At 43.8% G+C, this 23,316-nt stretch carries 21 protein-coding genes; 13 read left to right on the forward strand and 8 right to left on the reverse strand.

Annotated features, from left to right (window positions below):
- Nucleotides 1-4: 4 nt before the first annotated feature.
- Nucleotides 5-1,339 (reverse strand): DASH family cryptochrome, encoded by a 1,335-nt coding sequence (locus BSZ04_RS03110; RefSeq protein ID WP_088879506.1) that lies wholly within the window; start codon nucleotides 1,337-1,339, stop codon nucleotides 5-7.
- 270 nt (nucleotides 1,340-1,609) lie between these two features.
- On the opposite strand from BSZ04_RS03110, the gene gefA reads away from it, so the two are divergent.
- Entirely contained in the window at nucleotides 1,610-2,623 is a 1,014-nt protein-coding gene (gene gefA / locus BSZ04_RS03115; RefSeq protein WP_038886262.1) for a diguanylate cyclase GefA, read from the forward strand.
- 111 nt (nucleotides 2,624-2,734) lie between these two features.
- Here the strand turns inward: gefA and BSZ04_RS03120 are convergent, their stop codons facing one another.
- Complete coding sequence (locus BSZ04_RS03120; protein WP_010450715.1) at nucleotides 2,735-3,313, reverse strand: aldolase/citrate lyase/malate synthase family protein; 579 nt, start codon at nucleotides 3,311-3,313, stop codon at nucleotides 2,735-2,737.
- A gap of 174 nt (nucleotides 3,314-3,487) precedes the next feature.
- Between BSZ04_RS03120 and BSZ04_RS03125 the strand changes: the two genes are divergently transcribed.
- On the forward strand, nucleotides 3,488-5,044 hold the full coding sequence (locus BSZ04_RS03125; protein WP_081641228.1) for a DUF3612 domain-containing protein: 1,557 nt from the start codon (nucleotides 3,488-3,490) through the stop codon (nucleotides 5,042-5,044).
- 393 nt (nucleotides 5,045-5,437) lie between these two features.
- Nucleotides 5,438-7,438, forward strand: coding sequence for a methyl-accepting chemotaxis protein (locus tag BSZ04_RS03130; RefSeq protein WP_088879507.1), 2,001 nt, complete (start codon nucleotides 5,438-5,440; stop codon nucleotides 7,436-7,438).
- A 37-nt stretch (nucleotides 7,439-7,475) separates the two neighbouring features.
- Here the strand turns inward: BSZ04_RS03130 and BSZ04_RS03135 are convergent, their stop codons facing one another.
- Nucleotides 7,476-8,834, reverse strand: a complete 1,359-nt coding sequence (locus BSZ04_RS03135) for a diguanylate cyclase (protein ID WP_010450711.1) — start codon at nucleotides 8,832-8,834, stop codon at nucleotides 7,476-7,478.
- A gap of 138 nt (nucleotides 8,835-8,972) precedes the next feature.
- Here BSZ04_RS03135 and BSZ04_RS03140 point away from each other — a divergent pair, with 138 nt between their 5' ends.
- Nucleotides 8,973-9,566, forward strand: a complete 594-nt coding sequence (locus tag BSZ04_RS03140; protein WP_088879508.1) for an alpha-ketoglutarate-dependent dioxygenase AlkB family protein — start codon at nucleotides 8,973-8,975, stop codon at nucleotides 9,564-9,566.
- A 108-nt stretch (nucleotides 9,567-9,674) separates the two neighbouring features.
- Entirely contained in the window at nucleotides 9,675-10,784 is a 1,110-nt protein-coding gene (locus BSZ04_RS03145) for a DUF3541 domain-containing protein (protein ID WP_088879509.1), read from the forward strand.
- Nucleotides 10,785-10,828: 44 nt separating this feature from the next.
- Here the strand turns inward: BSZ04_RS03145 and BSZ04_RS03150 are convergent, their stop codons facing one another.
- Together BSZ04_RS03150 and BSZ04_RS03155 are read right to left on the reverse strand one after the other, a co-directional pair.
- Entirely contained in the window at nucleotides 10,829-11,665 is an 837-nt protein-coding gene (locus BSZ04_RS03150) for a DUF481 domain-containing protein (protein WP_088879510.1), read from the reverse strand.
- Between the two features lie 191 nt (nucleotides 11,666-11,856).
- Nucleotides 11,857-12,621, reverse strand: a complete 765-nt coding sequence (locus BSZ04_RS03155; RefSeq protein WP_038886246.1) for a ferredoxin--NADP reductase — start codon at nucleotides 12,619-12,621, stop codon at nucleotides 11,857-11,859.
- A gap of 209 nt (nucleotides 12,622-12,830) precedes the next feature.
- Here BSZ04_RS03155 and BSZ04_RS03160 point away from each other — a divergent pair, with 209 nt between their 5' ends.
- Nucleotides 12,831-13,283: an acyl-CoA thioesterase gene (locus BSZ04_RS03160; protein ID WP_010450703.1), complete on the forward strand. Its 453-nt coding sequence runs from the start codon at nucleotides 12,831-12,833 to the stop codon at nucleotides 13,281-13,283.
- A gap of 178 nt (nucleotides 13,284-13,461) precedes the next feature.
- On the opposite strand, the gene BSZ04_RS03165 is transcribed toward BSZ04_RS03160, so the two are convergent.
- Nucleotides 13,462-13,680: a VF530 family protein gene (locus BSZ04_RS03165; protein ID WP_088879511.1), complete on the reverse strand. Its 219-nt coding sequence runs from the start codon at nucleotides 13,678-13,680 to the stop codon at nucleotides 13,462-13,464.
- A gap of 132 nt (nucleotides 13,681-13,812) precedes the next feature.
- Here BSZ04_RS03165 and BSZ04_RS03170 point away from each other — a divergent pair, with 132 nt between their 5' ends.
- A complete protein-coding gene (locus BSZ04_RS03170; protein ID WP_038886243.1) occupies nucleotides 13,813-14,742 on the forward strand; it encodes a LysR family transcriptional regulator in 930 nt (309 codons plus the stop codon).
- On the opposite strand, the gene BSZ04_RS03175 is transcribed toward BSZ04_RS03170, so the two are convergent.
- Nucleotides 14,739-15,029, reverse strand: a complete 291-nt coding sequence (locus tag BSZ04_RS03175) for a putative quinol monooxygenase (RefSeq protein WP_088879512.1) — start codon at nucleotides 15,027-15,029, stop codon at nucleotides 14,739-14,741. The genes BSZ04_RS03170 and BSZ04_RS03175 overlap by 4 nt on opposite strands.
- Before the next feature lie 185 nt (nucleotides 15,030-15,214).
- Here BSZ04_RS03175 and BSZ04_RS03180 point away from each other — a divergent pair, with 185 nt between their 5' ends.
- Together BSZ04_RS03180 and BSZ04_RS03185 are read left to right on the forward strand one after the other, a co-directional pair.
- Nucleotides 15,215-16,651, forward strand: coding sequence for a helix-turn-helix transcriptional regulator (locus tag BSZ04_RS03180; protein WP_088880231.1), 1,437 nt, complete (start codon nucleotides 15,215-15,217; stop codon nucleotides 16,649-16,651).
- Between the two features lie 129 nt (nucleotides 16,652-16,780).
- Nucleotides 16,781-19,438: an alpha-amylase family glycosyl hydrolase gene (locus tag BSZ04_RS03185; RefSeq protein WP_162531026.1), complete on the forward strand. Its 2,658-nt coding sequence runs from the start codon at nucleotides 16,781-16,783 to the stop codon at nucleotides 19,436-19,438.
- 82 nt (nucleotides 19,439-19,520) lie between these two features.
- Here the strand turns inward: BSZ04_RS03185 and BSZ04_RS03190 are convergent, their stop codons facing one another.
- Nucleotides 19,521-20,687, reverse strand: coding sequence for a D-alanyl-D-alanine carboxypeptidase family protein (locus tag BSZ04_RS03190; protein WP_088879513.1), 1,167 nt, complete (start codon nucleotides 20,685-20,687; stop codon nucleotides 19,521-19,523).
- A gap of 245 nt (nucleotides 20,688-20,932) precedes the next feature.
- Here BSZ04_RS03190 and BSZ04_RS03195 point away from each other — a divergent pair, with 245 nt between their 5' ends.
- The 4 genes from BSZ04_RS03195 to BSZ04_RS03210 all read left to right on the forward strand — a co-directional run bounded on the left by BSZ04_RS03195 (nucleotide 20,933) and on the right by BSZ04_RS03210 (nucleotide 23,258).
- A complete protein-coding gene (locus tag BSZ04_RS03195; protein ID WP_088879514.1) occupies nucleotides 20,933-22,228 on the forward strand; it encodes an alpha/beta fold hydrolase in 1,296 nt (431 codons plus the stop codon).
- Between the two features lie 198 nt (nucleotides 22,229-22,426).
- Complete coding sequence (locus BSZ04_RS03200) at nucleotides 22,427-22,642, forward strand: DUF4177 domain-containing protein (protein ID WP_010450692.1); 216 nt, start codon at nucleotides 22,427-22,429, stop codon at nucleotides 22,640-22,642.
- Nucleotides 22,643-22,662: 20 nt separating this feature from the next.
- Nucleotides 22,663-22,869, forward strand: a complete 207-nt coding sequence (gene yidD / locus BSZ04_RS03205) for a membrane protein insertion efficiency factor YidD (protein ID WP_226982152.1) — start codon at nucleotides 22,663-22,665, stop codon at nucleotides 22,867-22,869.
- A complete protein-coding gene (locus BSZ04_RS03210; protein ID WP_088879515.1) occupies nucleotides 22,869-23,258 on the forward strand; it encodes a hypothetical protein in 390 nt (129 codons plus the stop codon). The genes yidD and BSZ04_RS03210 overlap by 1 nt, the downstream gene beginning before the upstream one ends.
- Nucleotides 23,259-23,316: the final 58 nt, after the last annotated feature.

The raw sequence follows: 23,316 nt of genomic DNA on the forward strand, positions 1-23,316 counted from the left end.
TCTCCTAGGATGAAGTCTTTTCATCACGCCCCATCATGATCGGCCAATCGACCATATCTACGCTATCCGAACACGCGCCAGCACGACGACCTTGCCACCTATCGATGAACTCCATGTGCGGATCGTACATTTCGGTTTGCTTTTCGAGGTTGAATTGCCTTGAACCACGAGGGTCGGCACCAACGCCAGCGAGGTATTGCCAATTTCCCCAATTCGAAGCCACATCGTAGTCAATCAGTTGTGTTTCAAAATATGCTGCGCCATAGCGCCAATCGAGCCCTAGCTCATGCACCAAACAACTGGCGACCAACTGTCTGCCACGATTAGACATATAGCCCGTTTCGTTAAGTTGGTGCATGCAAGCGTTCACAATGGGAAACGGGGTTTCTCCCTTTTTCCATTGCTGAAAACGATGCGCGTAAAAGCTGGTGAGAGGTGCTTGATTTTGGATGCCACCGAATCGGAAGAGCTGTCGATTGTATCGACGGGCATACCAATAAAAGTACTCACGCCATAAAAGCTCGAAGTAAATCCAATAGGTTGAATCATTTGCGCCATTCTCCGCTTCATAACGTTTCAACATGCCACAAATAGTTTTCGGCGACAGACACCCGTGGGCTAACCAAGGGGAGAACTTAGTCGAGTAATCCATACCATCTAAGCCATTGCGCGTCTGCTTATATTCACTGGCTAATGTCGAGGAAAAGTACTGGCGACAGTGTTCAAGCCCATCTTGCTCTCCCCCTGAAAACAACGCTGGCTTCAAGTCGCGAGTTAGATTCAGTGTTGATATCGGGAGAGTTTCCGGCGCAGGTGGGAGTGCAGAGACTTTTTCGACTGGTTCTGAAATAAGGAGCACTTCAACTTGTTTGCGAAACTTCGTAAAAGTATCTGGTAAATCGTCTGTTTTAAATGGCAACTGCCCAGCACAAAAAAGACTTTGCGCCTCTTGTTGGACAACAGAAATATGTGGGTATTCAACTTGTAACTTCGCAAGCACGGCTTGTTCATCGCAACCCGAAATAGCACTGACATAAAGACGTGTGACACCGAAGTTTTCAATAGCATGCTTTATCGCATGATAAGGATGCAAAATAACCACCAATAATCGCTGGTTCAATGTATTTAAAGATGAGTTGAGGCAAAATAATGACTCATCCAGAAACTGTTGTTTCGCAACACCAAACTGAGACACTTGCGCATATTGAGCTAAATAAGAAGATATCTTGGGGTAGCAATAAAGGCAGACAAGAAGATCAACTTCCGAAGTAGCTTTAGTTAAGTTTGGGTTGTCGTGCACTCTCAAGTCGTTGGTAAACCAATATAAGCCAATACTCATGATTCTATCTCAGATTTAATTAAACTCTCTCAACACGTTACGAGTAGAACCTGAGATCGATCACTGTGTCAGAACATGGCAATAGGAAGCTCTTGTCTAGGTGTACTGAAATAGTAATTGCATATGGTTTACCTGACATCATTCAGCAAACTATTTGATAGTGAGCCAAGTTTTTTTTAATTTTTGGACTAAAAATGACAAAAATTAAAGCGATATTAACCAAAATTCGCTAACCTATGCGCAATACAGTTTGCTAGTGCTTTCGCGACAATGAGTGACGAATTTAAAAAATCGACTGCAAACTTAAAAAAAGCAGTCCCATTGATGATAAAAAACCACGTAGCTGCCACTCCAGCTAACTATGCGCTTTGGTATACCTACGTGGACAAAACCATTCCTGAGTTAAACCAGGAGTTGGATATGGTGCTTGAAAACTACGAAGTTTGCCCACCAGCAACCAACAAACAGTTATACAACAGTTATGTAGCCAGTAAGTCTGAAACCAGTTTAGAAGAGCTAAAAACAAATGTTGAGGTTCTGCTTGGTGAGGTTGCCAGCTCTATGACGGATACGTTGACCGACACTTCTTCTTTCTCCGATATGGTGGATAAAAGCTTTGGCCGCCTGGAAAAAGTGGAAGATGACGGTTTGAGCATTGAAGAAGTCATGGGTGTAATTCGTCAGTTAGTTTCAGAATCAAGAGAAATTCGTCATTCCACCCGTTTTTTGAACAACCAGCTTAGCAATGCAAGCGAAGAAATCTCACGCTTGAAGCAACAACTGTCAGAGGTGCAAAAAGACGCACTGTTTGATGGACTGAGTCAGTTGTACAATCGCCGTGCGTTTGATAACGATTTAAGTATGCTTACTAGTAGCAATCAAGCACTGAGCTTGATTATGCTGGACATCGATCACTTCAAAACTTTCAACGATAACTATGGCCATTTATTTGGTGACACCGTTATCAAAGCCATTTCCAAAAAGCTCCAGCAAAGTTGCCGAGAAGGCATTAGTGCTTATCGATTTGGCGGTGAAGAGTTCGCATTGATCGTACCGAACAAGTCTTTACGAATTGCACGCCAATATGCCGATACATTGCGACGCGTCATAGAAAAACTTCGAGTTAAAGATAAGCGTTCAGGGCAACAGATCGAAAGTATCACTGCATCTTTTGGTGTGGCAGAGTACCGTGTAGGTGATAGTGCGGAAGCGTTAGTCGAACGTGCGGACAAGCAACTTTACGAAGCCAAGCAGTTAGGTAGAAACCGAGTGATGCCGTTGTAAAACTGAGCTAAAATAAAAACGCTTTGTTCAACAGAACTAAAAACCCCAAGCGCGTGCTTGGGGTTTTGCTTTTCTTGGGTTGCTTAGTTAGTCGGCTAAGCTATCGATGATTTAATCAATGCTGTAGCAGTAGCTTAGGAAGTAATCATCGCCGTTTTTCGCGGTGTACTCTTTGTCTTCACTGCATGCCATTGGTTTACCTTTCTTGTCGCCTTTGATTAGGCTGATCCAATGACGCATTGCTGTTGGAGCATTACCAGTAAGTTCTGGGCTAAAAGTTGTTCTCGTTTCCAGTTGGATATCATCAATATCCATCAACTCCACACAGCCAGTACCCTTGTGACAACCAAACATCACTTCAGCGTGACTGCCAGATTCGTCTTTAAATAGAATTGATTTTGGATCTTCTTTTTCACCTGTATATGCCACGAAATGTTTTGGGCTTTTCAAACCACTGTGCGTTCCGTCTTTGAAGTAAGCCATAACATGGCGGTAGTCGATAACGTAGCTTGATACATCTTGATGTGAACCGCTCTCTAATGGGAACATGCGGTCTAGTAGCTGCTTCGCCTTAACTTGTTTCTCGCTCTGCTGCTCAGCACATACCGCCTCGACGGCAAATACTGCTTCAGCGATAAATGGGCGTTCTTGTTGTTGGATGTCATTTTTATCGAAATTTAGCATATTCATCGTCGTTTCCTCGCACTTAAACACTCTTCCTAGAGTAAAAACTTAAAACCTTTGTTTAAGTTTCAGACAATTCTGTGAAGTAGATGGTTAATTTCCTTGCCTGCTCATTATGTAGACTAGCGAATTATTGACTACAATTTCACAACAAAAATTTTACAATGTGAATTTTACAAAATGTCTGTATCAAAAAGTCTTATACGCCAATCTCACTTCTTAGGGACGAAAATTCGCAACCTAAGGAAAAACAACCATTTAACGATGGAGGATTTGTCCGCGCGCTGCGTACGAATTAATCCAGAGTATGCTCCTTCTGTATCTTACTTATCTATGATTGAGCGGGGAAAACGCGTTCCAAGTATTGATATGTTGGAAGTTATTGCTGAAGTTTTCCAAAAACAACCTACTTGGTTTCTGGATGATGAGCCTGAACTCGAAGCCATTACACCAAACAAGGGGAATCGAGGAGGCATCAGTGGTATGGCTTTAGAGCCAAGCTTCTTATTCTCTAATGAAATCCTACAAATCGCGATACCTGAAATGCTCTCACAGACTGGTATCACCGGGCGTCAGTTCGCGCATCTCTTAATTCGGGCGCACCAAGAAAATCACCAAAACCACTTCCCCGACCTAGAACGAGCTGCCGAAGAAGTTGGTTTGAAGCGTTTAAACCTGTCGGTAGAGGATTTAATCGATATTGCTAAATCGATGGGGCTAGATATTCGTTGGATAGATCGCTCTCCACAAGATGTAATCGACGAACTCGGTGTGAGTGCGAAGCAGTTGATTACTTCCTTTATGGAAGCACCTGGAACCATCTATTTAAACAAACGTATGCGCGACTACCCTACTCGTTTGAAGTACGATTTAGCCGTGTATATCGGCCATCGAGTCCTGCACAGCAGTGATGGCATGAGTAACGTGTTGTCTATAGGTCACCAGAACAACTGGGAGCAAAGTGGCGCACAGGTCTCTAATTCTGAGCTCAACTCACAAGATATTCTACAAGCGTGGCGTGACTTTGAGTCGAGTTTCTTTGCCGGTGCCTTATTGTGTCCGAAAGTTCCGTTTCGCCAATTGCTAGACCGCTCTGGCTATGAAATCGATGTGCACAAAAAAGCAGGGGTATCACCTTCGGTAGCCATGCGCCGTATGACGGTAGTGTCTCCTTATCCGCACTGGCATTACTTTGATGCCTATGGTCCAGGTAAACTCAAAGCCGTATATCGAGGTAATGGTATCCCACTCCCATGGGGCAACATGCGTAAAGTGAACGATCCTTGTCAGCACTGGGCGGTATTCCGCCGCTTATCACAACCACTAGATACGAGCTCAGCTCAAATTTCCATCCTAAACGTAGGAGATGAACCAAGAATCTACTGCTGTGAGTCTGTCAACGTCTTCGATCCCGCAGGTAACAACCGTGTACTCTGTGCTGGTATTGATCTTAACCCTGCCATCTCAGCGCAAGGCGGTGATGCTATAGCGATAGCGGAAGAGCTGAAATCACTGTGTGTATCTTCCGGTGGCAGTACCGTGATTCCACAGCACATCAAGAAAGATCTCACAACGATAGCCAAGATTCTCAACATAAATTGGATAGAAAGGGGAATTCAAACCCAAGCAAGATTGATTTGTTCAAGAGGAGCAGTGTGTCCACGACAACCAAGTTGTTACAGCAAATGTGGAGAATCAGGTGAATCTGGAGAAGAAGCACAACTTATTGACCTCTAGAAAGAAAAAACGCCAATCACAATGGTGTGATTGGCGGTATATACTTGTGAACAATGTGTATTCACTAACAACGTCAGTTGGCTAGGTGACCCTCGGCTTAATAAGGGTCACTCTGTATAAAGCATGATGCGTGCCAACTTTATATTAGCTTATTTTCCTTGTTCTTAGTGCATATTGATGAGTATTTGAACAAACATTTCGCAAAATGCATTTGCATATTGCAAATAAAATCAGATTCTGCCACTCGAATTGTTGATATTTATCACTTCATCAACAAAAAGAACGGATGTCATCGCGAATAGTCAACAGTTCCCATAATGGCTCTCCTATACTTTGATTAATAGAGAAAAAGTAACTTCATATCAACATGATCAAAGACAAGCTGGAGGCAAAATGACAAGTTTACTTCGTCGATTTCCATTATATATCGTCGTATGCATAGCAGCCGGAGTTCCTCTGGTTATTGCAATCATATTGTCTACGCAAAATGTCTTGGAATTAGAACAACGAGCCCAAATCGCAATAAGGGATACACAACTCGTTAATCTGGCCACAAATTACGATAATTTGGCGCATAATTTGGCAGTAGAAAGAGGGCTAACCGCAGGTGTGCTGGGCAGCAAAGGAAACCCAGAGATTATCAACAAACTGCGTCAGCAAAGAGTAAAGGTAGACAGTGCCATCTTAGCTCTGTCGCAGTCTGAAACAGACACGCTAAATAGCAATCTCACCACATCGCTTGCACAAGATGTGAAGCAACAACTCTCAAAACTGAATAAAGTAAGGGAGGGGGTAGACAAACTGGCCCCTCATATTTCGCCTTTTAATTACTATTCCAACCTCAATCAGCTCATCATCGACAACATTAAGATAGTGATCGCAGAAACACAGAGTAACGAACTCACCCAAATAGGAGACTCTCTTGTTGCGGTAGTCACAATGAAGGAGCGCGCTGGACAAGTACGCGGAGCACTTAATGGTGTCTTTGCGAGCAAAACCGCCACCCCAGTTCTGTTCTCAAGGGTCAAAAGTTACATCCAATCAGGGAACTACGCCCTGCGAATGGCTCATATTGCGATGTTACCGATATACCAACAACAACTAAGGCAGATACAACAGGATTCGGCGTGGAAAAACGTAGAAGAAACTCAACTGCGCTTTTTAGCACAAGAAAACAATCTCGGACAAATAGAAGGGCCTTCGGCTACCGAATGGTTTCCTGCTGCAACGCAGAGAATTGGATTATTGAATCAGCTCCGGAATGACATGCAATCAGACATGTTAGCTCATGCTGAAGCTTTACTAAAAGACTCGGTATTCAACCGCAATGTCCTTATTGGCGTCACCCTAATCACCTCAATATTGCTGCTGGGTCTAGTATCGACGCTAGTACGTAGTTTGAGATATCGAGTTGGCTCCATGAAACAGAAACTCGGCCATATGACTGAACAACATGATCTTACTGTTGAGCTCACCCACAATGGACGTGATGAAATATCTGCTATTGCGAACAGTATCAACCAGTTAACTAAGAATATTAAAGACTTATTGTTCAATGTAACGGATACAAATACTCACAACACCGAGCGTTTGAATAGTATTGTCGACTCAACTCAGGAGCTAGACAATAGTAGCCGTTCAACCATTGCTAAATGTGACAATATCGCCACTGCAATGACAGAACTTGCTCAGTCAAGTATTGAGATCGCTCAATCCACGGAGAGAGCGTTGAGTGACACTAGTGAAATGAATAATAAAGTCCAAGAGTGTCAGCAGCAGAGTGAGCGTTCATTCGTCTCCGTAAAAAGCTTACTTGAGCAAATCCAAGCGACTGAACAGTGTATGGCTGAGCTGGAATCCGACACACAAAGCATTGGCCAAATTGTTGAAGCGATTAATGGTATTTCAGAGCAGACAAATTTGTTAGCGCTCAATGCAGCAATTGAAGCCGCGAGGGCAGGAGATCATGGTAGAGGTTTTGCCGTTGTCTCTTCTGAGGTTCGAGACTTAGCTCAACGTAGCCAAGAAGCAACAGAAAATATCAGCAAGTTATTAGATCAGATCACTGAAAAAACGCGATTTTCTGTGGAAAACATGGCCAAAAGTAAAAATGCCAGTGATATTACTTTTGAGGCAGTTAAGCGCGTTGACAATAGCGTGTCATTGTTAGAAACCAGCATTGAAAATGTCAATAATCACATCAACACTATCGCCCACTCTACAGTAGAGCAGTCTAAAGCCTGCGAAGCTGTCGACAAAGATGTCGACATATTAGCAGAGATAGCCAAAACAACAGGCCAACAAGCTGACACACTCAGCGAAGTGGTTTTGGGGTATCAAAAAGATACTCAGGAGCTGAATACGCAGCTCAGCAAGTTTAAGTTAGTTCATTAGCAACTCTAAAAGCAAAAAGCCTTGATTATCAAGGCTTTTATAATCCAAAGTGTTTCTGCTTGTACATTCGCTCATCAGCGATTTTCATCATTTGTTCCGCTGACATTAAAGAGGGTTGGAAAATTGCGTATCCCATACTTACTCGAATATAGATCAACTCATCTTCATAAATCACAGGCGTAGAAGAAAGAATATACCTGAGTTTTTGTAGCAAATTTTGGATATTGTCTTCTGACTTAGGGTTATGCATCATCACCAAGAATTCATCCCCTCCCATTCTTGCAACAATATCAGAACGTCGAAGACTATTTTTGATTCTATCAGCACATGCAACGAGTACTTTGTCACCCGCATCATGGCCATAGGTATCATTGATGTGTTTAAATCGGTCTAAATCGATATTAATGAGCGCAAAGTCGTAATGCTTGTCGTAACGTTTCGCAATTTCAAATTGCTGACGATAGGATTTCATGAAGTAACGTCGATTCGGTAATTTCGTCAGCTCATCGTGGAAAGCCCGACTATCAGCAATCAAATACAATCGATAAATAGTAATAAGGAAAAAGCCCAGAAAAAACAGCACCGGATAACCGATTAACCTTGCTACATTCAACTCATACCAAGGAAGCTTATGATATAAATCACGGCTCTCATATACTTCTAATGCCCAGCTACCATATGGAAAACGAACGGTCTCAGCAGCAATCACCTCTTTTGAGTTGGATTTATCACCAAAGAAGATATCTCCCTGAGATCCCATGCTGTTGTAACCCCGAATGACAAGATCACTCAACATAGAGTAATCAAGAACTCCAGAAGTTCTTAGCAAGCTTTCCATGTTAATCACCGTGCTAATAGAGCCCCAATACTCATTGTTTTTTGGAGGGTCGACAAACACAGGAACACGAACAATAAGGCCTCGTCCACCTTGAACTAAATTTACTGGCCCAGAAATAAAGATCTCTTCAATATCTCTTGCTTTTTGGATCTGAGTCCATTGTTCAGGCACTTTTCTATAATCTAACCCGATAATGCGCTCATTACCTTCCGTTGGATAAACATGTTGGATTACATCATTTTGAGCGATCCCAATGATTTCTATATGATTGCTTTTTAATAGGATTCGATTAGAAGCATCCTCCAATTCTGAAGCATCTGGACTAGACGAAAGTGTTACTAATGTGGCCAATGTGCTAGTGGCATAAATATCTGCCATCATTTCTGCTTCTAGGTTAGAGCGAATGACGGACAACTTTTCCCTCGCTTTTACTTGAAGTCGCTCTTGTAAGAGCAGATGCTGATTGTGCTGAAAAAGCTCAATTCCACCAATGCAACAAGCAATAAAAGTGAGGAAAAACAACGCAAAACCATAGCGTTTCTTCGACGAATATCGCATCGGGTCCTCACTGTCTCGTGACAGTCACGAAATTATTATTGTTAAAATAGTTATTAAATTAAAGAATAACCAAGGCAAATAGTAAAAGTAATACCTAGTTGGTAGTTTTATCACTTTCACAAAAAAAATGAGAGACAGATGCGGGAAAATTTATTTAAAAGCTCACTTTATCAACAGATTCCAAATGGGAAGCTCTACTTTCAACAGGACTTTCTCTCCACAAGAGAAGCGGACCTTTATTTTAATACCCTACGAACCACCTTACCTTGGCAACAGCAGTCAATTAAGTTGTTCGGCAAGTCTGTCTTACAGCCTAGGCTGCAATCTTGGCATGGCGATCGCTCTTACACCTATTCTGGTTTAACTATGGCTCCTCATCCTTGGACGCCTGAACTACAGAAACTGCGTGAGCGTACCTCCTGCCTATGTGGCTCTCCGTTCAATTCTGTTCTCGCAAATTTATATAGAAATGGTCAGGACTCGATGGGATGGCATCAAGACAATGAATCCGAGCTCGGTTCGAATCCAATCATAGCCTCTGTTAATCTTGGTGAATCAAGACGTTTTTTACTTAAGCATATACACGATAATTCCATCATTGAACTTGAGCTAACTCACGGCTCGCTGCTTGTTATGGCAGGTGAAATACAACACTATTGGAAACACAGTGTACCCAAAACAAAGTTAAACAAGGGAGAGCGCATCAACCTTACCTATAGAATGATTAAGTAAGCGATAGAAACCGTGATATAAAACAAAACATTAGCCTGACCAATAGCTTACATTTCACTAGATTATCAGTGGTACAGTGAACCACTCTTCTTGTTATGGAATGTTGTTATGCGTTGCAAGCATCTTGGCATCGTTATTTTTCTCTCTGGCTCTCTGGTGGCCAACGCTCTCGCTGTCGAGGAGACGCCCCCTCTTACTTACTCTCAATCAGCTCAGGTCATTAAGACCACTTACGAAAGCCAACTTTTTTCTCTTAGCGCGTTCAAAGAAGGGCACTTTGGTCTTCGCATGTACCGTCAAACACTCGATGAAAAGTATATTCCGACAATCTGGACTGATATGGCACAAGTGGCAAGTCGCTTAAATCGCATTGCTGCCCGAGTACACTCTCCTGAACAGATCATTCTATATTCAGAAAAACGCTTAGCTGGATACCATAAGAAGCAAGATGAGCGAAGCCAAAGACGATATACAGTAACAAAACACCACCCTGAGTACATTTTCCTTGGCGTTGATCTCCTAGGGGCTTTAGCAAGAGCAGGTGAATATGGATTGAGACATATAGAAGATCAAAAACTCAGAGAAATCATCAAGCGCTATGACTTTTCAATCTATGCAAACGACCCTGAAATGATTGAGGCTTGGGCTGCACAACTAGCCAATCAAGTATATTGGTTACGTCAGTTAGGAGAGCAAGACGTAGTCGATGAGTTTACACGTACATTTCGCGCAACTTACCCAGATGAGAATGACAAAAAGCTTTCTCCACAGCAGTACATGAACAAGCTCTATGGCATGACTCACATCATCTTTGCCGACTCTCGTTACTACCAAAACCAAATAGATGAAGCGAAACACCAATGGATTTACGACTATTTCCGTGAGAATGTAGACACAATCTTGCTGAGAGCAAAGGAAGATGTGATTGCTGAAGTTGGTATCACCTTTTTGCTAGCAGGGCTGGAGGACGATCCTGTCGTGGCAAAAGCAAGAGAAGCCATCCAGAGTTCCATTGACTTAGAGCAAGGGATGATCCCATCCGTTGATGGCGAGTTTGATCTTCAATATGGAGAACACAGAAATGTTCTCGCAATCATGTTGTTAGATTGGCAAAAAGTAAATCAAGCTCCCTACTTCAATCGCCATTCAGCTGTATTTAAAGATATACCTTACGGATTGGAGCCTAAGTCTAAATCCGGTAGTGCTATAGCCAAATGATTTCAATATGAAGAACTCAGAGTACTATCACTAACTCAAGTTCATTAAAAGCGGTATGCCATCGTAAGCATTGGACCATAAAACCGATAGGTCACATCTAACGCAGACTTATCACTTTCATAATCGACGCCAACTTCGTAATAGTTGAATGACCCCGTCATGCTGAATTTCTCGGTGAAGAAGTATTTCGCGCCAATGTCCACTTCGAACAAGTAACCCTCTATATCGTCTACGGCTAAATAAAATACCTGCGCATGGCTTTTTAAAATCCAATCTTCAGTCAGAGCGTATTCTGCTCGAAGGCCTAAATCTGGTAATGGCGCGGTGACATCATTCAAAACCGCCTCATCCACAAACATCACCGGGATTTCATCCACCCCACTCACTTTAGCTCCAAGCTTACCGTCCAGGCCTAAAGACAGCCACATAACGTGTAATCCAGCTAACACATCCACCGCCCATTTATCGCTAGTGTAAAACTGATAACCGTACCCTACACGCGCAATATCTATGTTCAATTCAGTTGTAAGCTTTGAGCCAGCTTGAACCGCATAAGTCGTACCATCAACGGTAATTTCAAAAGGTTTGGTCACTGCGGTGCGGGTTGCCTCTCGATGTAGGCTACGCCAATCAGCATACACACTGTGCTTTTTGTTGAAGTAATACTCCACTTCAACATAAGGCAGCACGGTAAACTCTTTCAAATCAAGGTCGGATTCGAAATCAATGGTGCGTATTTGGTCGAGGTAAGGGTCGTAAGCGTTAAGTTTGGTGTCGGTACGAGAGAAAAATCCGCCGACTTCAATCTCCCATTCTCCAGCAACGACGCCAGAAGAAATGAGAGTAGCGAGGCACACTGTCCAACCAGCTTTGTTCATCATCCTTGAATCCTAAGCTATTGAATTTATTTCTTAAGATAATTGTAGTCATAGGAACAGAAATATGGAAAGACGATTCGATCGCAAGTTTAGATGAAACGATAGGTTCAATACCAAACCTACGAATGACTTAATTATTTGTCAATGCATGCCAACTCTTATTGATTTGATTGGTTTGTAACCGTACTCAACAGCTACCAATATCTTTCATATATAATATTGCCACCAGTTCGAGCACGGTACTTCTCTAAGCCTAAGTCCTGCAGTACCGGAGAGGTGTCTTTGATCATCTCTGGATTACCACACATCATCACAAAGCTGCTTTGTTTAGAAAACGGTAAATCAGCACGATTAACCAGCTCTCCTGAAGCAATCAGCTCTGGGATACGACCTTGTAGCTTGCCTTGAACACTCTCACGACTGACAATTGGCACATAACGCAGACGACCTTCATAACGTTGTTGAAGCTGTTCAATCAGGTATTTGTAGACTAGGTCTCTTTCATAACGCACACCATGTACCAGCACAATATGATCGCTATGCGGCAGTAGGTTTATATCGTCTAGCAAAGAGAGAAATGGTCCAATACCAGTACCTGTTGAAAGTAGCCAAAGGTCATTGGCGTGTTTGGGAATGGTATCGTGAATCAGGTCGCCATGTGCCGTTTCACCAACGTAGATGCTATCACCGGTTTGAAGCTGTTGCAGCCTTGGTGTAAGTAGCCCTTCTGGATTCGCGACGACTAAAAATTCAAGCCATTCAAACTGTTCACTGGGTGCATTCACTACCGAGTAAGCTCGGCTGATGGGATTGCCCTGTTCGTCGAGCAAAGCGAGTTTGGTAAATTGTCCGGCTTTGAAGGAGAGAGGCGCACCGGAAACCCTTAAGCTGAACAGTTCACCTGTCCAGTCGATTCGTTTTTCTACTCTGGCAAGATTGAAACCTTTCAGTTCTGTCATTGGACATCTCCTTTTGGTCAAGCTTACTTAAACCTACGCCTCACAACTGACTATGTAAAGTATTTAGTTTACAAAAATAAGCAACCATTCCATTTCACAATTTAAATACAATTTTATTACATTTTAATCAGTTCCATCTAGAATAAATACTCAAAGTGATAAGTCGCTAGGTAAATTGCAGCAACATCGATGTAAAAGGAACATGAGCAATGGATACGTTATTAAAAGAATTCCCAGTGATCACCGAAATAAAAGTCGCTTGGGGAGAGATGGATGCCCTTCAGCACGTCAACAATGCTGTGTACTTTCGTTACTTCGAGACCGCGCGTTTAGACTACTTCAACAAGATTAATCTACTGGTTGATTTGCAGACCTCTCACATCGGTCCTGTGCTAAGTGAGACCCAATGTCGCTACAAACTACCCGTAACGTTTCCGGATACGCTCTTGATTGGCTCACGAGTAGTCGACATGCAAGAAGACCGCATTACGATGGAATACCAGGTACTGAGTAAAAAGTGGGGTAAGATTGCGACAGTTGCGACTGCTACTGGTGTGATGTTTGATTTTAAGAACAACGAGAAGGCATCGATTCCAGAGCACGTACGTCAATCGATTTTAGACTTGGAAGGCACCGTGGGCAGTACGCATCATTTGGAATAATAAAGAGGCGAGAGATTAGAATCGAGATTCCCGACTGCGCTCCTTCGTCGCTATCGGGAATGACGCAGAGGCAGAGCGAGTACTCTTACACTCAACATTCCGCACTAAAACTTTGTCATTCCGGACGAGCCTAAGCGAGCCATCCGGAATCTCGCTTTTAGACGTGCACCAAATCCGATTAGCAGAACGTCTCGATGTACAGCGCTTCTACTTTATCTCTTGCCCACTGCGTTTTACGCAGGAACTTCAGCGACGATTTTATTGAAGGATCTTTCTTAAAACAGTTCACTCGAACGCGCTCATGCATTCCATTCCACCCAAAATGTTCAACTAAACGGGTAAGGACTTTCTCTAAACTCAACCCGTGAAGTGGGTTATTCGGCTGCTGTTGGCTCATGCTATTGATCCGGTAAAGTGAAGTTGCGCGCTAATCTAACTCAAACTCGCCTTGCAACCTAATTTTTTAACCTTGAATTGCCCTGCGACTCTCCCCTATAGTAGCCCAAACTTCTAAAAAGCCCTTTTCATTATGAAAGCCCTCAACGATCTCAATACCTTTGTCGAAACCGCACGCCAAGGCAGCTTCTCAAAAGCCGCCAACAGTATGGATATGACACCAGCAGCCATCAGCGCATCGATCAAACGTCTTGAAGGACAAATCGGTTTTCCGCTGTTTGTACGCTCCACTCGTAGCCTACGTTTAACCTCGGAGGGGGAGCTATTTTTAGATAAAACCACCCAAGCACTGGCAACCTTGCAAGAAGGGTTGGACCAGATCTCAAGCGCGCGTGGCGAACTATCTGGTCAACTGCACATCACTGCGCCGTCTGATTTTGGTCGCAACATGCTGCTTGATTGGGTCGACGAGTTTATTGATATCTATCCAAATGTCTCAATCAAACTGGAGCTCTCCGACAGCCTGACAGATATGTACACCAAGCCTGTCGACATTGCTATTCGCTATGGCGAACCGTCTGACTCAAACCTCATCATCTTGGCATTGTGCGGTGCAAATGAGCGCATCTTGTGTGCATCACCTGATTATGTCGCTAACCATCCTCCACTCACTCAGCCAGAAGACCTGACCCTGCATAACTGTTTGTGCTATATGGTTGCCGATTCCACCTATAACAAATGGACACTCACACACGCAGGTAACACAGAGCAAGTAACAGTAAGTGGCAAACTACTGAGTAATGACAGCGATCTATCACATCGCTTAGCGCTTAAAGGGAAAGGCATCGCCAACAAATCCCTGATGGATATCAGTCAAGATTTGATTGAGGGAAGATTGGTTCGCGTATTACCCGAATGGGATTGTGGTCCAGTGCCCCTTTATATGGTTTGCGCTGACCGCCGTTTGCTCACCCCAACGATTCGAACTTTTCGAGATTTCATTCAGGAAAAGTGCTGCCAGCAGAGAGAAAAGGTGCTGGCAACATTCTGTCCGAGTCGTTAACCAACAAATCTCAAAGGGCGAATTTGCGTGTATTCAAGCAATGCGTTTTCTTCTAATGTAGAAAAACATTTTGCGATATGTGGGCTTTGTAGGTGCTTATTTAATGCTTCTTGCGATGCCCAAATTTCTTGGAACATGAACAAGCCTTCGATATTCTGGTCCAGATACAATTCGTATTGGCAACACCCCTCTTCCTCTCGAGTTGGCACAAGTAAATCTGTCAGCAATTGCGTAACCTGTTCAATGTGATTTGGAAAAGCTTTAATTTCTGCGACTAGATGGATCATGGTTAAATCTCTGTGATTACGTTTATGTATTCCAACAATTTATACTTTCCAGTCCAAGAGAAAAATCGACGTTAGTTAATAACATCTTCAAAATAAATTTGAAAATCTTAGGGGATTGAGCAGACTCACTGAACTTGAGATTGCCATGAGTAATAATGCTCGTTTACCGCGACGTCACTAACTTTATGCTGCCTGAAAATAACACCATAACGACCTTTCTATGCAAAAAACTAGGCCATAACCACCTACGAATAGCGGGTGAATATTGGCACATCGAAAAGCTGGTTGCCTTGCAATGTATGATGCTACAAGAGGCTCCAAACCTGCGTGAAGGTCTGCTGTGGTGGAGCAAAAGTGTTTCGCTGTTCGACCGTCGGCTATACGTTGTTTTCGAACACAATGATAACCAAATTCAAATGCAGCTAGAGTGCAGAGCTACTGAGATGCCAAGCTGGGCAGAATCGGTTTATGACCTGCTGCTAATGCAGTTGGATCAGCTAGGTTTGAGTGAATTTGTGCACATTCAACTTCACAGCCATGACCTTCTTTCTGCTCATTTCGAACTGGAAGAAGACAGCAGCCCGAAGCAGAACTCAGTCGTGTTCGACTTGGTAAAACATGTTTATTTGCTGCTTTCTCACCAACCAATTGAACAACCGGAATTATTGAGTGTGCTTAATGCTCTGTTCGTCAAAAACAGCAACTACGCACTGAAGTTAGAACAAGCTGCGCTGCAACTGGGCGTGTCCAAGCGCACCTTACAACGTCGTCTGCAAGAAAAACAAATGAGCTACTCCCAATGCGTCGATTTTGCCAAGAAAAAACACGCACTAGCCCTACTTGCCGACACCCAGCTAACCACTCAACAAATCGCCTATCAGCTCGGATATGAAGAGCCATCTAGCTTTCATCGTACCTTTCGCCGTTGGTACCCATTTTCACCAATGCAATATCGCCAGCAGTGTTTGGATAACCGAGCTCAAATCAATCTACAACCTATCCGGCTGAGTTACGCGAAAGCCAATACCCTAGCCGAGAACGACATTGATCAGCCCGTCGGTAAAATCTGGATGGAAGTGGATAACATCGCATTCGAAAAAGTCGTGTCAGTGGAGTGTCGAGACCGTGATGGAGTGTGGCGCCGTTACCCCGCATTCTTCGAACGTTTCTTGAATAATGGCACCGAACTATGGGCAACAACAGAGCTTCCTGTCGCTCACCCACTGACTTTTAGGTTGTGTTATGAAGTCGATGGGGAGCGCTACATTGATAACAACCACCAACGTGACTATGTCGTCTCGAAAGGCCTACTGATTGGAACAACCGAGTATATCGTTCCCACGCGTCAAGCTATCCGCTGCAATGGGCAGTACACACTGTTCATTGAACTGGCCAACCGCATCAAAGAAACGACAAACGTAGATTGCTTCATTGATGAGGAATCAGAGCCCTACGCAATGGAGCTCACGCACAGCTCGGAAGAATATACCTGTTGGACGCTGCAGTTATCATTACCAAGTACAGCCAAGAAGTGTCAATTTCGCCTCTATGATTCAACAGGAGCTGAATTAGCAAAGGAACACTATCCTAAACAGTATCCAATTCTGCAATCACTCAGTTAGAACTGTTGCCTAGATCATATTCATTAGTGCGTGACATCATTTCACGTCTCTTTTGGCGTAAAATGACACTCTAAGTTTCAAGCATTTATTTTATCGTTTTCGCATTGCTGCACAACGGAGACAATAACCGTGTTTGAAACCTCATCTAACCCTATGAATAAAATAAAAATACTTCCTCTAGCCATTGCGCTTGCGCTATCTGGCTGTGGTAGTGACGAAACCACAACACAAGATCCAGGTAGCCATGTGGCATCTCCTGATTGGCAAGACCAGATCATTTACTTCTTGATGATCGACCGTTTTAATGACGGCGATGATGCCCTTAACGATCAAGGTCAAAATGAGTTCGACCCAACTTCTGATAAGAAATTCAGCGGTGGCGATCTTGTCGGTATCAGCGACAAATTAGGTTACATCGAAGATTTGGGCGCAACCTCTATCTGGATCACACCACCAGTTGCTAACCAATGGTGGGACGCAGAACAAAACTACGGTGGTTACCATGGCTACTGGGCTCGCGATTTCCAAAAAGTGGATGAACACTTCGGAAATTTAGAGAGCTATCAAGCACTAGCGCGTGAAGTGCATGCTCGTAACATGTTTTTGATCCAGGATATCGTTACCAACCATGTCGGCAACTTCTTTACTTATGATAATCCATACAGCTACGACCCAAGCTTACCGTGCCAGGGGTTCCGTATCATTGAAAATGCACTGCCAGCAGGACAAGAACTGCCTTATCCACTAAACATGAATGAGTGCAAAGAAGATGGCACAGGCTCCTACCACTGGACACCAAGCATCACTGATCACAATAACCCAGTACAAGAAAAAACCTGGCAACTGTCTGATCTCGATGATCTCAATACTTCCGATCCTGAGGTACGTGCATACTTAAAAGAGAGCTACCGTAAATGGATCCGTGAAGTGGGCGTCGACGGTTTCCGTATCGACACGGTTAAGTTTGTTGAGCACGATTTCTGGAACGACTTCCTTCACGCAGATGATGGTGTGATGACTCAGGCAGTAGAGACTGGACGTGAGAACTTCCTTACCTTTGGCGAAGTGTTCGAAGCTTCCACACCTTACAACACTGAAGGTGAAGCGAAGATGCTGACTTACATTGGTGAAAGTGGCTCACCGAAACAGCTTACCTCGGTTCTAAACTTCCCTCTACAAGCGACCATGACTCGAGTTTTTGCTTCTGGTCAACCAACTGACTATCTTCGCTTCCGCCTCGAGAAGATGATGGAGATGTTCCCGAATCCATACATCATGCCGAATTTCATTGATAACCACGATATGCCGCGTTTCCTATCGCAAGGCAGTGTCAATGACATGAAACAAGCACTGATTACCATGATGGCGATTCCTGGGATCCCTGTCATCTATCAAGGTACAGAACAAGCGATGTCTGCAGCTCGCGACGCGATGTTTGCAGGTGGCTACCGTGAAGATGGTGATTATGTAGATTCATTTGACCAAAACAGCGAAATGTATTTGTTCATCCAAGAGCTTGCCAAACTACGTACTGAGAACAAAGTCATGACGCACGGTGAGCTCAAAGTGATTGGTAGTGACAAAGCAGGTGCTGGTGTGTTTGCGTTTACTCGCACATTAGACAACGATGAAGTGCTGGTTGTCATGAACACATCAAACTCACCAATGCTGATGAACCAGCTCGATGTTGAGCAAACGGGCGGCACCGTTTTCAATCAGCAAATCATGTCTAACTGGGCGGATGCACCAGAGCAGTTAGTGGCAGATGAAAATGGTCATGTAACACTCGAGCTACCTGCCAAGTCTGCGGTCATTTATTCAAAGACAAACGACACACAATCAGGAGACACTCCAGACCTCAACATCCAACTGGCGCAAGATTGGGAAGGGCAAACTATCACTGATGATATCGTGATCACTGGCAGTGCCAACGCGAATGAGAAGTTGAACCTTGTCGTCGACGGTAACCTAGAAACCGCGCAAGCTATTACGGTGGGTGCTGACGGTCAATTCAGTGCGACTTTATCTACCCGTCACTTTGCGATTGGCGAGCAGCAACACCGCTTTGCAATTTACTCTACTGACAAAAAATCGGGTATTGAAGACGTAAACTTTGTGTCGAACCTGAGTTGGTCTAACACGCCAGACGACACTATTGATGACGCAGGCGATGCGCAAGACGGTATGGGCGGTCAAAATGGTAACTACTCACTACCAACCGATCCAACGTTTGACAAAGACAACAGCCAACTGGCAATCAATAAAGCTGAGGTGTTCACTGTCGGCAGTAACGTACGCTTGACCTTCACCATGGACAAGATCACTGATACTTGGTTGCCGCCAAACGGTTTTGACCACGTTGGTTTCACCATTTTCATTGACTTACCAGAAGAAGCATCAACGAACTTATCCGAACTACCAAAAATCAACGCAAGCATGCCAAGTGGAACTTGGAGTCGCAATGCCGTTGTATTTGGCTGGCAGAGCTCTATCTACAACACTAAAGGTGCAGATGCGACAACATGGGGTGAGGCAGTCACACCAGCACCGACGGTAACCGTAGATAAAGCCAACAACACCATTTCGATGGACTTTGCGAGTGACGCACTTGGTCGCCCTGACTCGCTTGATGGTATCCGATTCTATGTGACGACCTGGGATTTGGATGGCCTGTCTGCCACTTACCGCCCGTTAGAACAGGACAAAGGCCCATGGAACTTCTCTGGTGGTGCGTCGGATGAAAGCAAGATTTGGGATGATTTACCAATCATTAGCTTATCTGAATAGTCACTAAGACCCACTACTAAAACCAAAAAGCAGCTCACCGTCGAGCTGCTTTTCTTTGCCTCTGAAATAGCTACCCGAATATCTAATTAAGCAACGACTTCACCCAAAGCACTAAACTGTCCCATAACTTACCAATCCAAGAGCCCTCTTCTACTGCTTGGTTACTTACCAATGGGTAGCTCGCCACTGTTTTATCGTCACTCTTCCACACGACTTTACCAACCACATCCCCTTTCGCGATAGGGGCAATCAGCGGCTCATTTACGACTACGCTTTTGTCCAACCCTGCAGTCAACGAGCGAGGTAGCGTGAGGTATGCATCTTGTGCAAAACCCAACTCGATCTCACTTACGTCACCCTTCCATACTTTAACTGTCGATAATACTTCCCCTTGTTTCGCGACTTGTTTGGTGTCATAAAATCGAAAACCATAGTTGAGCAAACTCTTCGATTGGCTGATTCGCGACTGTTTACTCGGCGTTCCCATCACCACCGAAATCAAACGCATTTTTCCTTCTTTGGCGGAGCTAACCAAACTGTAACCCGCGTTGCTGGTATACCCCGTTTTTCCTCCATCGACATCAATCGAGTTATCCCATAGCAGCTTATTCCGGTTGTATTGCGTGATCTTGTTCCACTTGAACACCTTTTCGCTGTAGAGCGCGTAGACAGCTGGTACATCATTAATGATAGATTGCATCAGCTTTGCCATATCTGTTGGTGAAGTTTGAATGCCCTCGCTATCTAGTCCATGCGAGTTAACGAAGTAGGTATCTTGCAAATCAAGTTTGTCAGCCCAGCCATTCATCAACGCCACAAATGCACCTTCACTACCGGCAACGTGTTCAGCGAGCGCGACACATGCATCGTTACCCGATTGAATAATCACGCCACGCATTAAGTTTGCTACGGTAATCTCATCTTTTGGCTTAATGAACATTTTAGAAGAGTCAGGAAATTTAGCTGACCACGCGTTTTCACTCACCGTCACAGTGTCGTCCCAATTGAGTCGCCCTGCTTTAATTTCTTGCCCCACCACATAAGCCGTCATTAGCTTGGTCAAACTAGCAGGCGCTAACCCAGCTCGCGCGTTTTGCTCAGCAATAATAGCGCCGGATTGAAAATCCATTAGTACGTAACCTTTCGCCTGCAATTGAGGTGGATTCGGCGTCACCACCGCCAAAGCGGACGAGCTAATGAGCTGTAGTAATAAATAAGCGAGCGTGATTCGGGTTAGTGACGTGTTCATCAAGCATCCTCCATGGTCAATGACCGCCAAATGTCTCGTTTCATAAAAACGCTAAGACTGTGATTTCCACTATCAGATCATAGTTCACTCATTGCATACCAACACAGAAAGATCGAAGAGTTTCTATTTTCAGCACCGTTCAATGTCCTTCCGACTCCAAAAATCGAGTTCTTACAACAAATCAGTTGTTTCTAATAAAGAATTCGATATCGTAAAGCAACTTTAAATAAGGAAAGATAATAACAATGAACGCTCAATCATTTATCGACGCAGGACTGCATTACACCCCCCACTCATTCACCGTGCCACTTGATTACCAAGATCATGACAAAGGCACGATCGACGTCTTCGCTCGCTCCGTTTGCTTAGTAGGCGATGAAGACTCAGGCAAACCGTGGTTAGTGTATTTTCAGGGTGGTCCGGGCTTCCCCTCTCCTCGTCCAAACGGAAACGACGGCTGGATCAAACGTGCGCTGAATGAGTATCGCGTGTTGCTACTCGACCAACGCGGTACAGGCAACAGCAACGTCATCAATCACCAGACGCTAGCGCACCTCACGCCGGAGCAACAAGCAGACTACTTAAGCCACTTTCGCGCAGACAACATTGTGCGCGATGCGGAATTTATCCGCGAACAATTTGGTGTTGAGAAGTGGGCGATTTTGGGTCAGAGCTTTGGTGGCTTCTGTTCATTAACTTACCTATCGCTGTTCCCAGACAGCTTGCTACAAAGCTACATTACAGGCGGCGTGCCTTCGATTTCTCGCCATGCCGATGATGTGTATCACGCGACCTTCAAACGTACGAAGGAAAAGAACCAAGCCTTCTTCCAACAATTCCCACAAGCGCAGCAGCTATGCCAAAACATTGCTAATCACCTATTGGAGAATGAAGAATTTCTACCAAATGGGCAGCGTTTTACTGTCGAGCAATTCCAGCAAATCGGGATTAACTTTGGCGTCAGTGATACCTTCTTACCAACTTACTACTGGCTAGAAAGTGCATTGATTGAAGTAAACGGTAAACCTCAGCTTCGTTATGAATTCCTCAACGATATGCTGGCGCAGCAAAACTTCCAGACCAATCCTATTTACGCGATTCTGCACGAGTCGATTTACTGCCAAGATTTTGCTTCTCAATGGAGTGCACACCGAGTACGTCAAGAGCACGATGCGTTCAATTACGAGCAAGGCAAGCCGTTCTACTTCACCGGAGAAATGGTCTTCCCTTGGATGTTCGACCAATACGTGAACCTAAAGCCACTGAAAGAAGCGGCAGAATTACTGGCAGAAAAAACCGATTGGACGCCTCTATACGATGCACAGCAACTGGCAAACAATAGGGTACCTGTGAGCTGCGCTGTCTATGCTGACGATATGTTTGTAGAAATGGACATTAGCCGTGAAACGCTCGCTGCAATGCCAAACTCAAAAGCGTGGATCACCAACGAATACGAACACAACGGTCTCCGTGCCGACGGCGAACGTATTCTCGACAAGTTAATTACGATGGGCAAACAAACTGCAGTAACTTTGAAATAAACCATCAATATTAAAATATACAAAGCTATTCTGTAATTTGCATAAATAGAAACTCCTCTTTATCACCAGATAGAGAGGCGTTTTTGACTCAGCATCAAATATTAATAAATACAATTAGATAAACCCAACAAATGCATCTTGATGCATTTTATTTCTTATTGTAACATCCCGCTTTTATTAAATTAGTTGGTTATAAAAATGACAAAGTTTACAGAATATAAAGTGGTTCACATTGTTGAAGGTGGCTGTGGCACAATTTTATTAGGTGCAAGTGGCTTGCCTGTGCAAAAGATGGAAGCAGAGCTGAACAAGTATGTACAAGATGGTTGGCAGGTTGTATTCCAAGTGGTGGAGCAAAAACGTTTTATGCTATTTTGGAAGCGTGAGGCTGTAATTATTACTCTCGGCCGATAAGTTTGCTTAAGTATATCTCTTTGAAATTGATCCATCGCTACCAAGCTAGCGGTGGTTCAAAGCAGTTATTGAATATTGAATGTAATTTTGAGCCCACTTGCTCAGAGTACACCAAACAATGTATTGCTAAGTATGGGGCAATAAAGGGTTGGAAACTTGGTTTGGCAAGAATTAAGCGGTGTAACCAACCTGACCTCATTGAAAAAATATATGACGAGGTACCGTAATGCGCTTATTTGAGCCAATTGAACAGCTAGAGAAACAGGAAGAATTACTGAGAAGTCAGGTAAACTCATTACCTGAACATCAAAAAAAAGAATTCTATGAACGCCAGTCTAAAAGTCTCAAGGACCCCGATACCTATGCAACGTTAAACTGGTTCTTTCTTGGCGGTTTTCACCACTGCTACCTAGGTAAATATGCTTTATTTGCTTTAGAGCTAATATTGTTAATCGTAAGTATCGTTGGCTTTGTTCTTGGTCATCCTAGTGCGTTCCTTATCCTCGCGTTACTCATTATCTATGAATTACCACAATTGTTTTTTTCACAGAAAATAGCAAGACAGCACAATTATCAGTTGTCTTGTGAAATCTTCAATGATGTACGAAGAAGCTAGATGATTAAACGATATAGCACTCCCCAACGTTTGGTATTTTCAGTTTAAGGTTGGGGAG

The sequence above is a fragment of the Vibrio rotiferianus genome, assembly GCF_002214395.1.
Taxonomy (GTDB): domain Bacteria; phylum Pseudomonadota; class Gammaproteobacteria; order Enterobacterales; family Vibrionaceae; genus Vibrio; species Vibrio rotiferianus.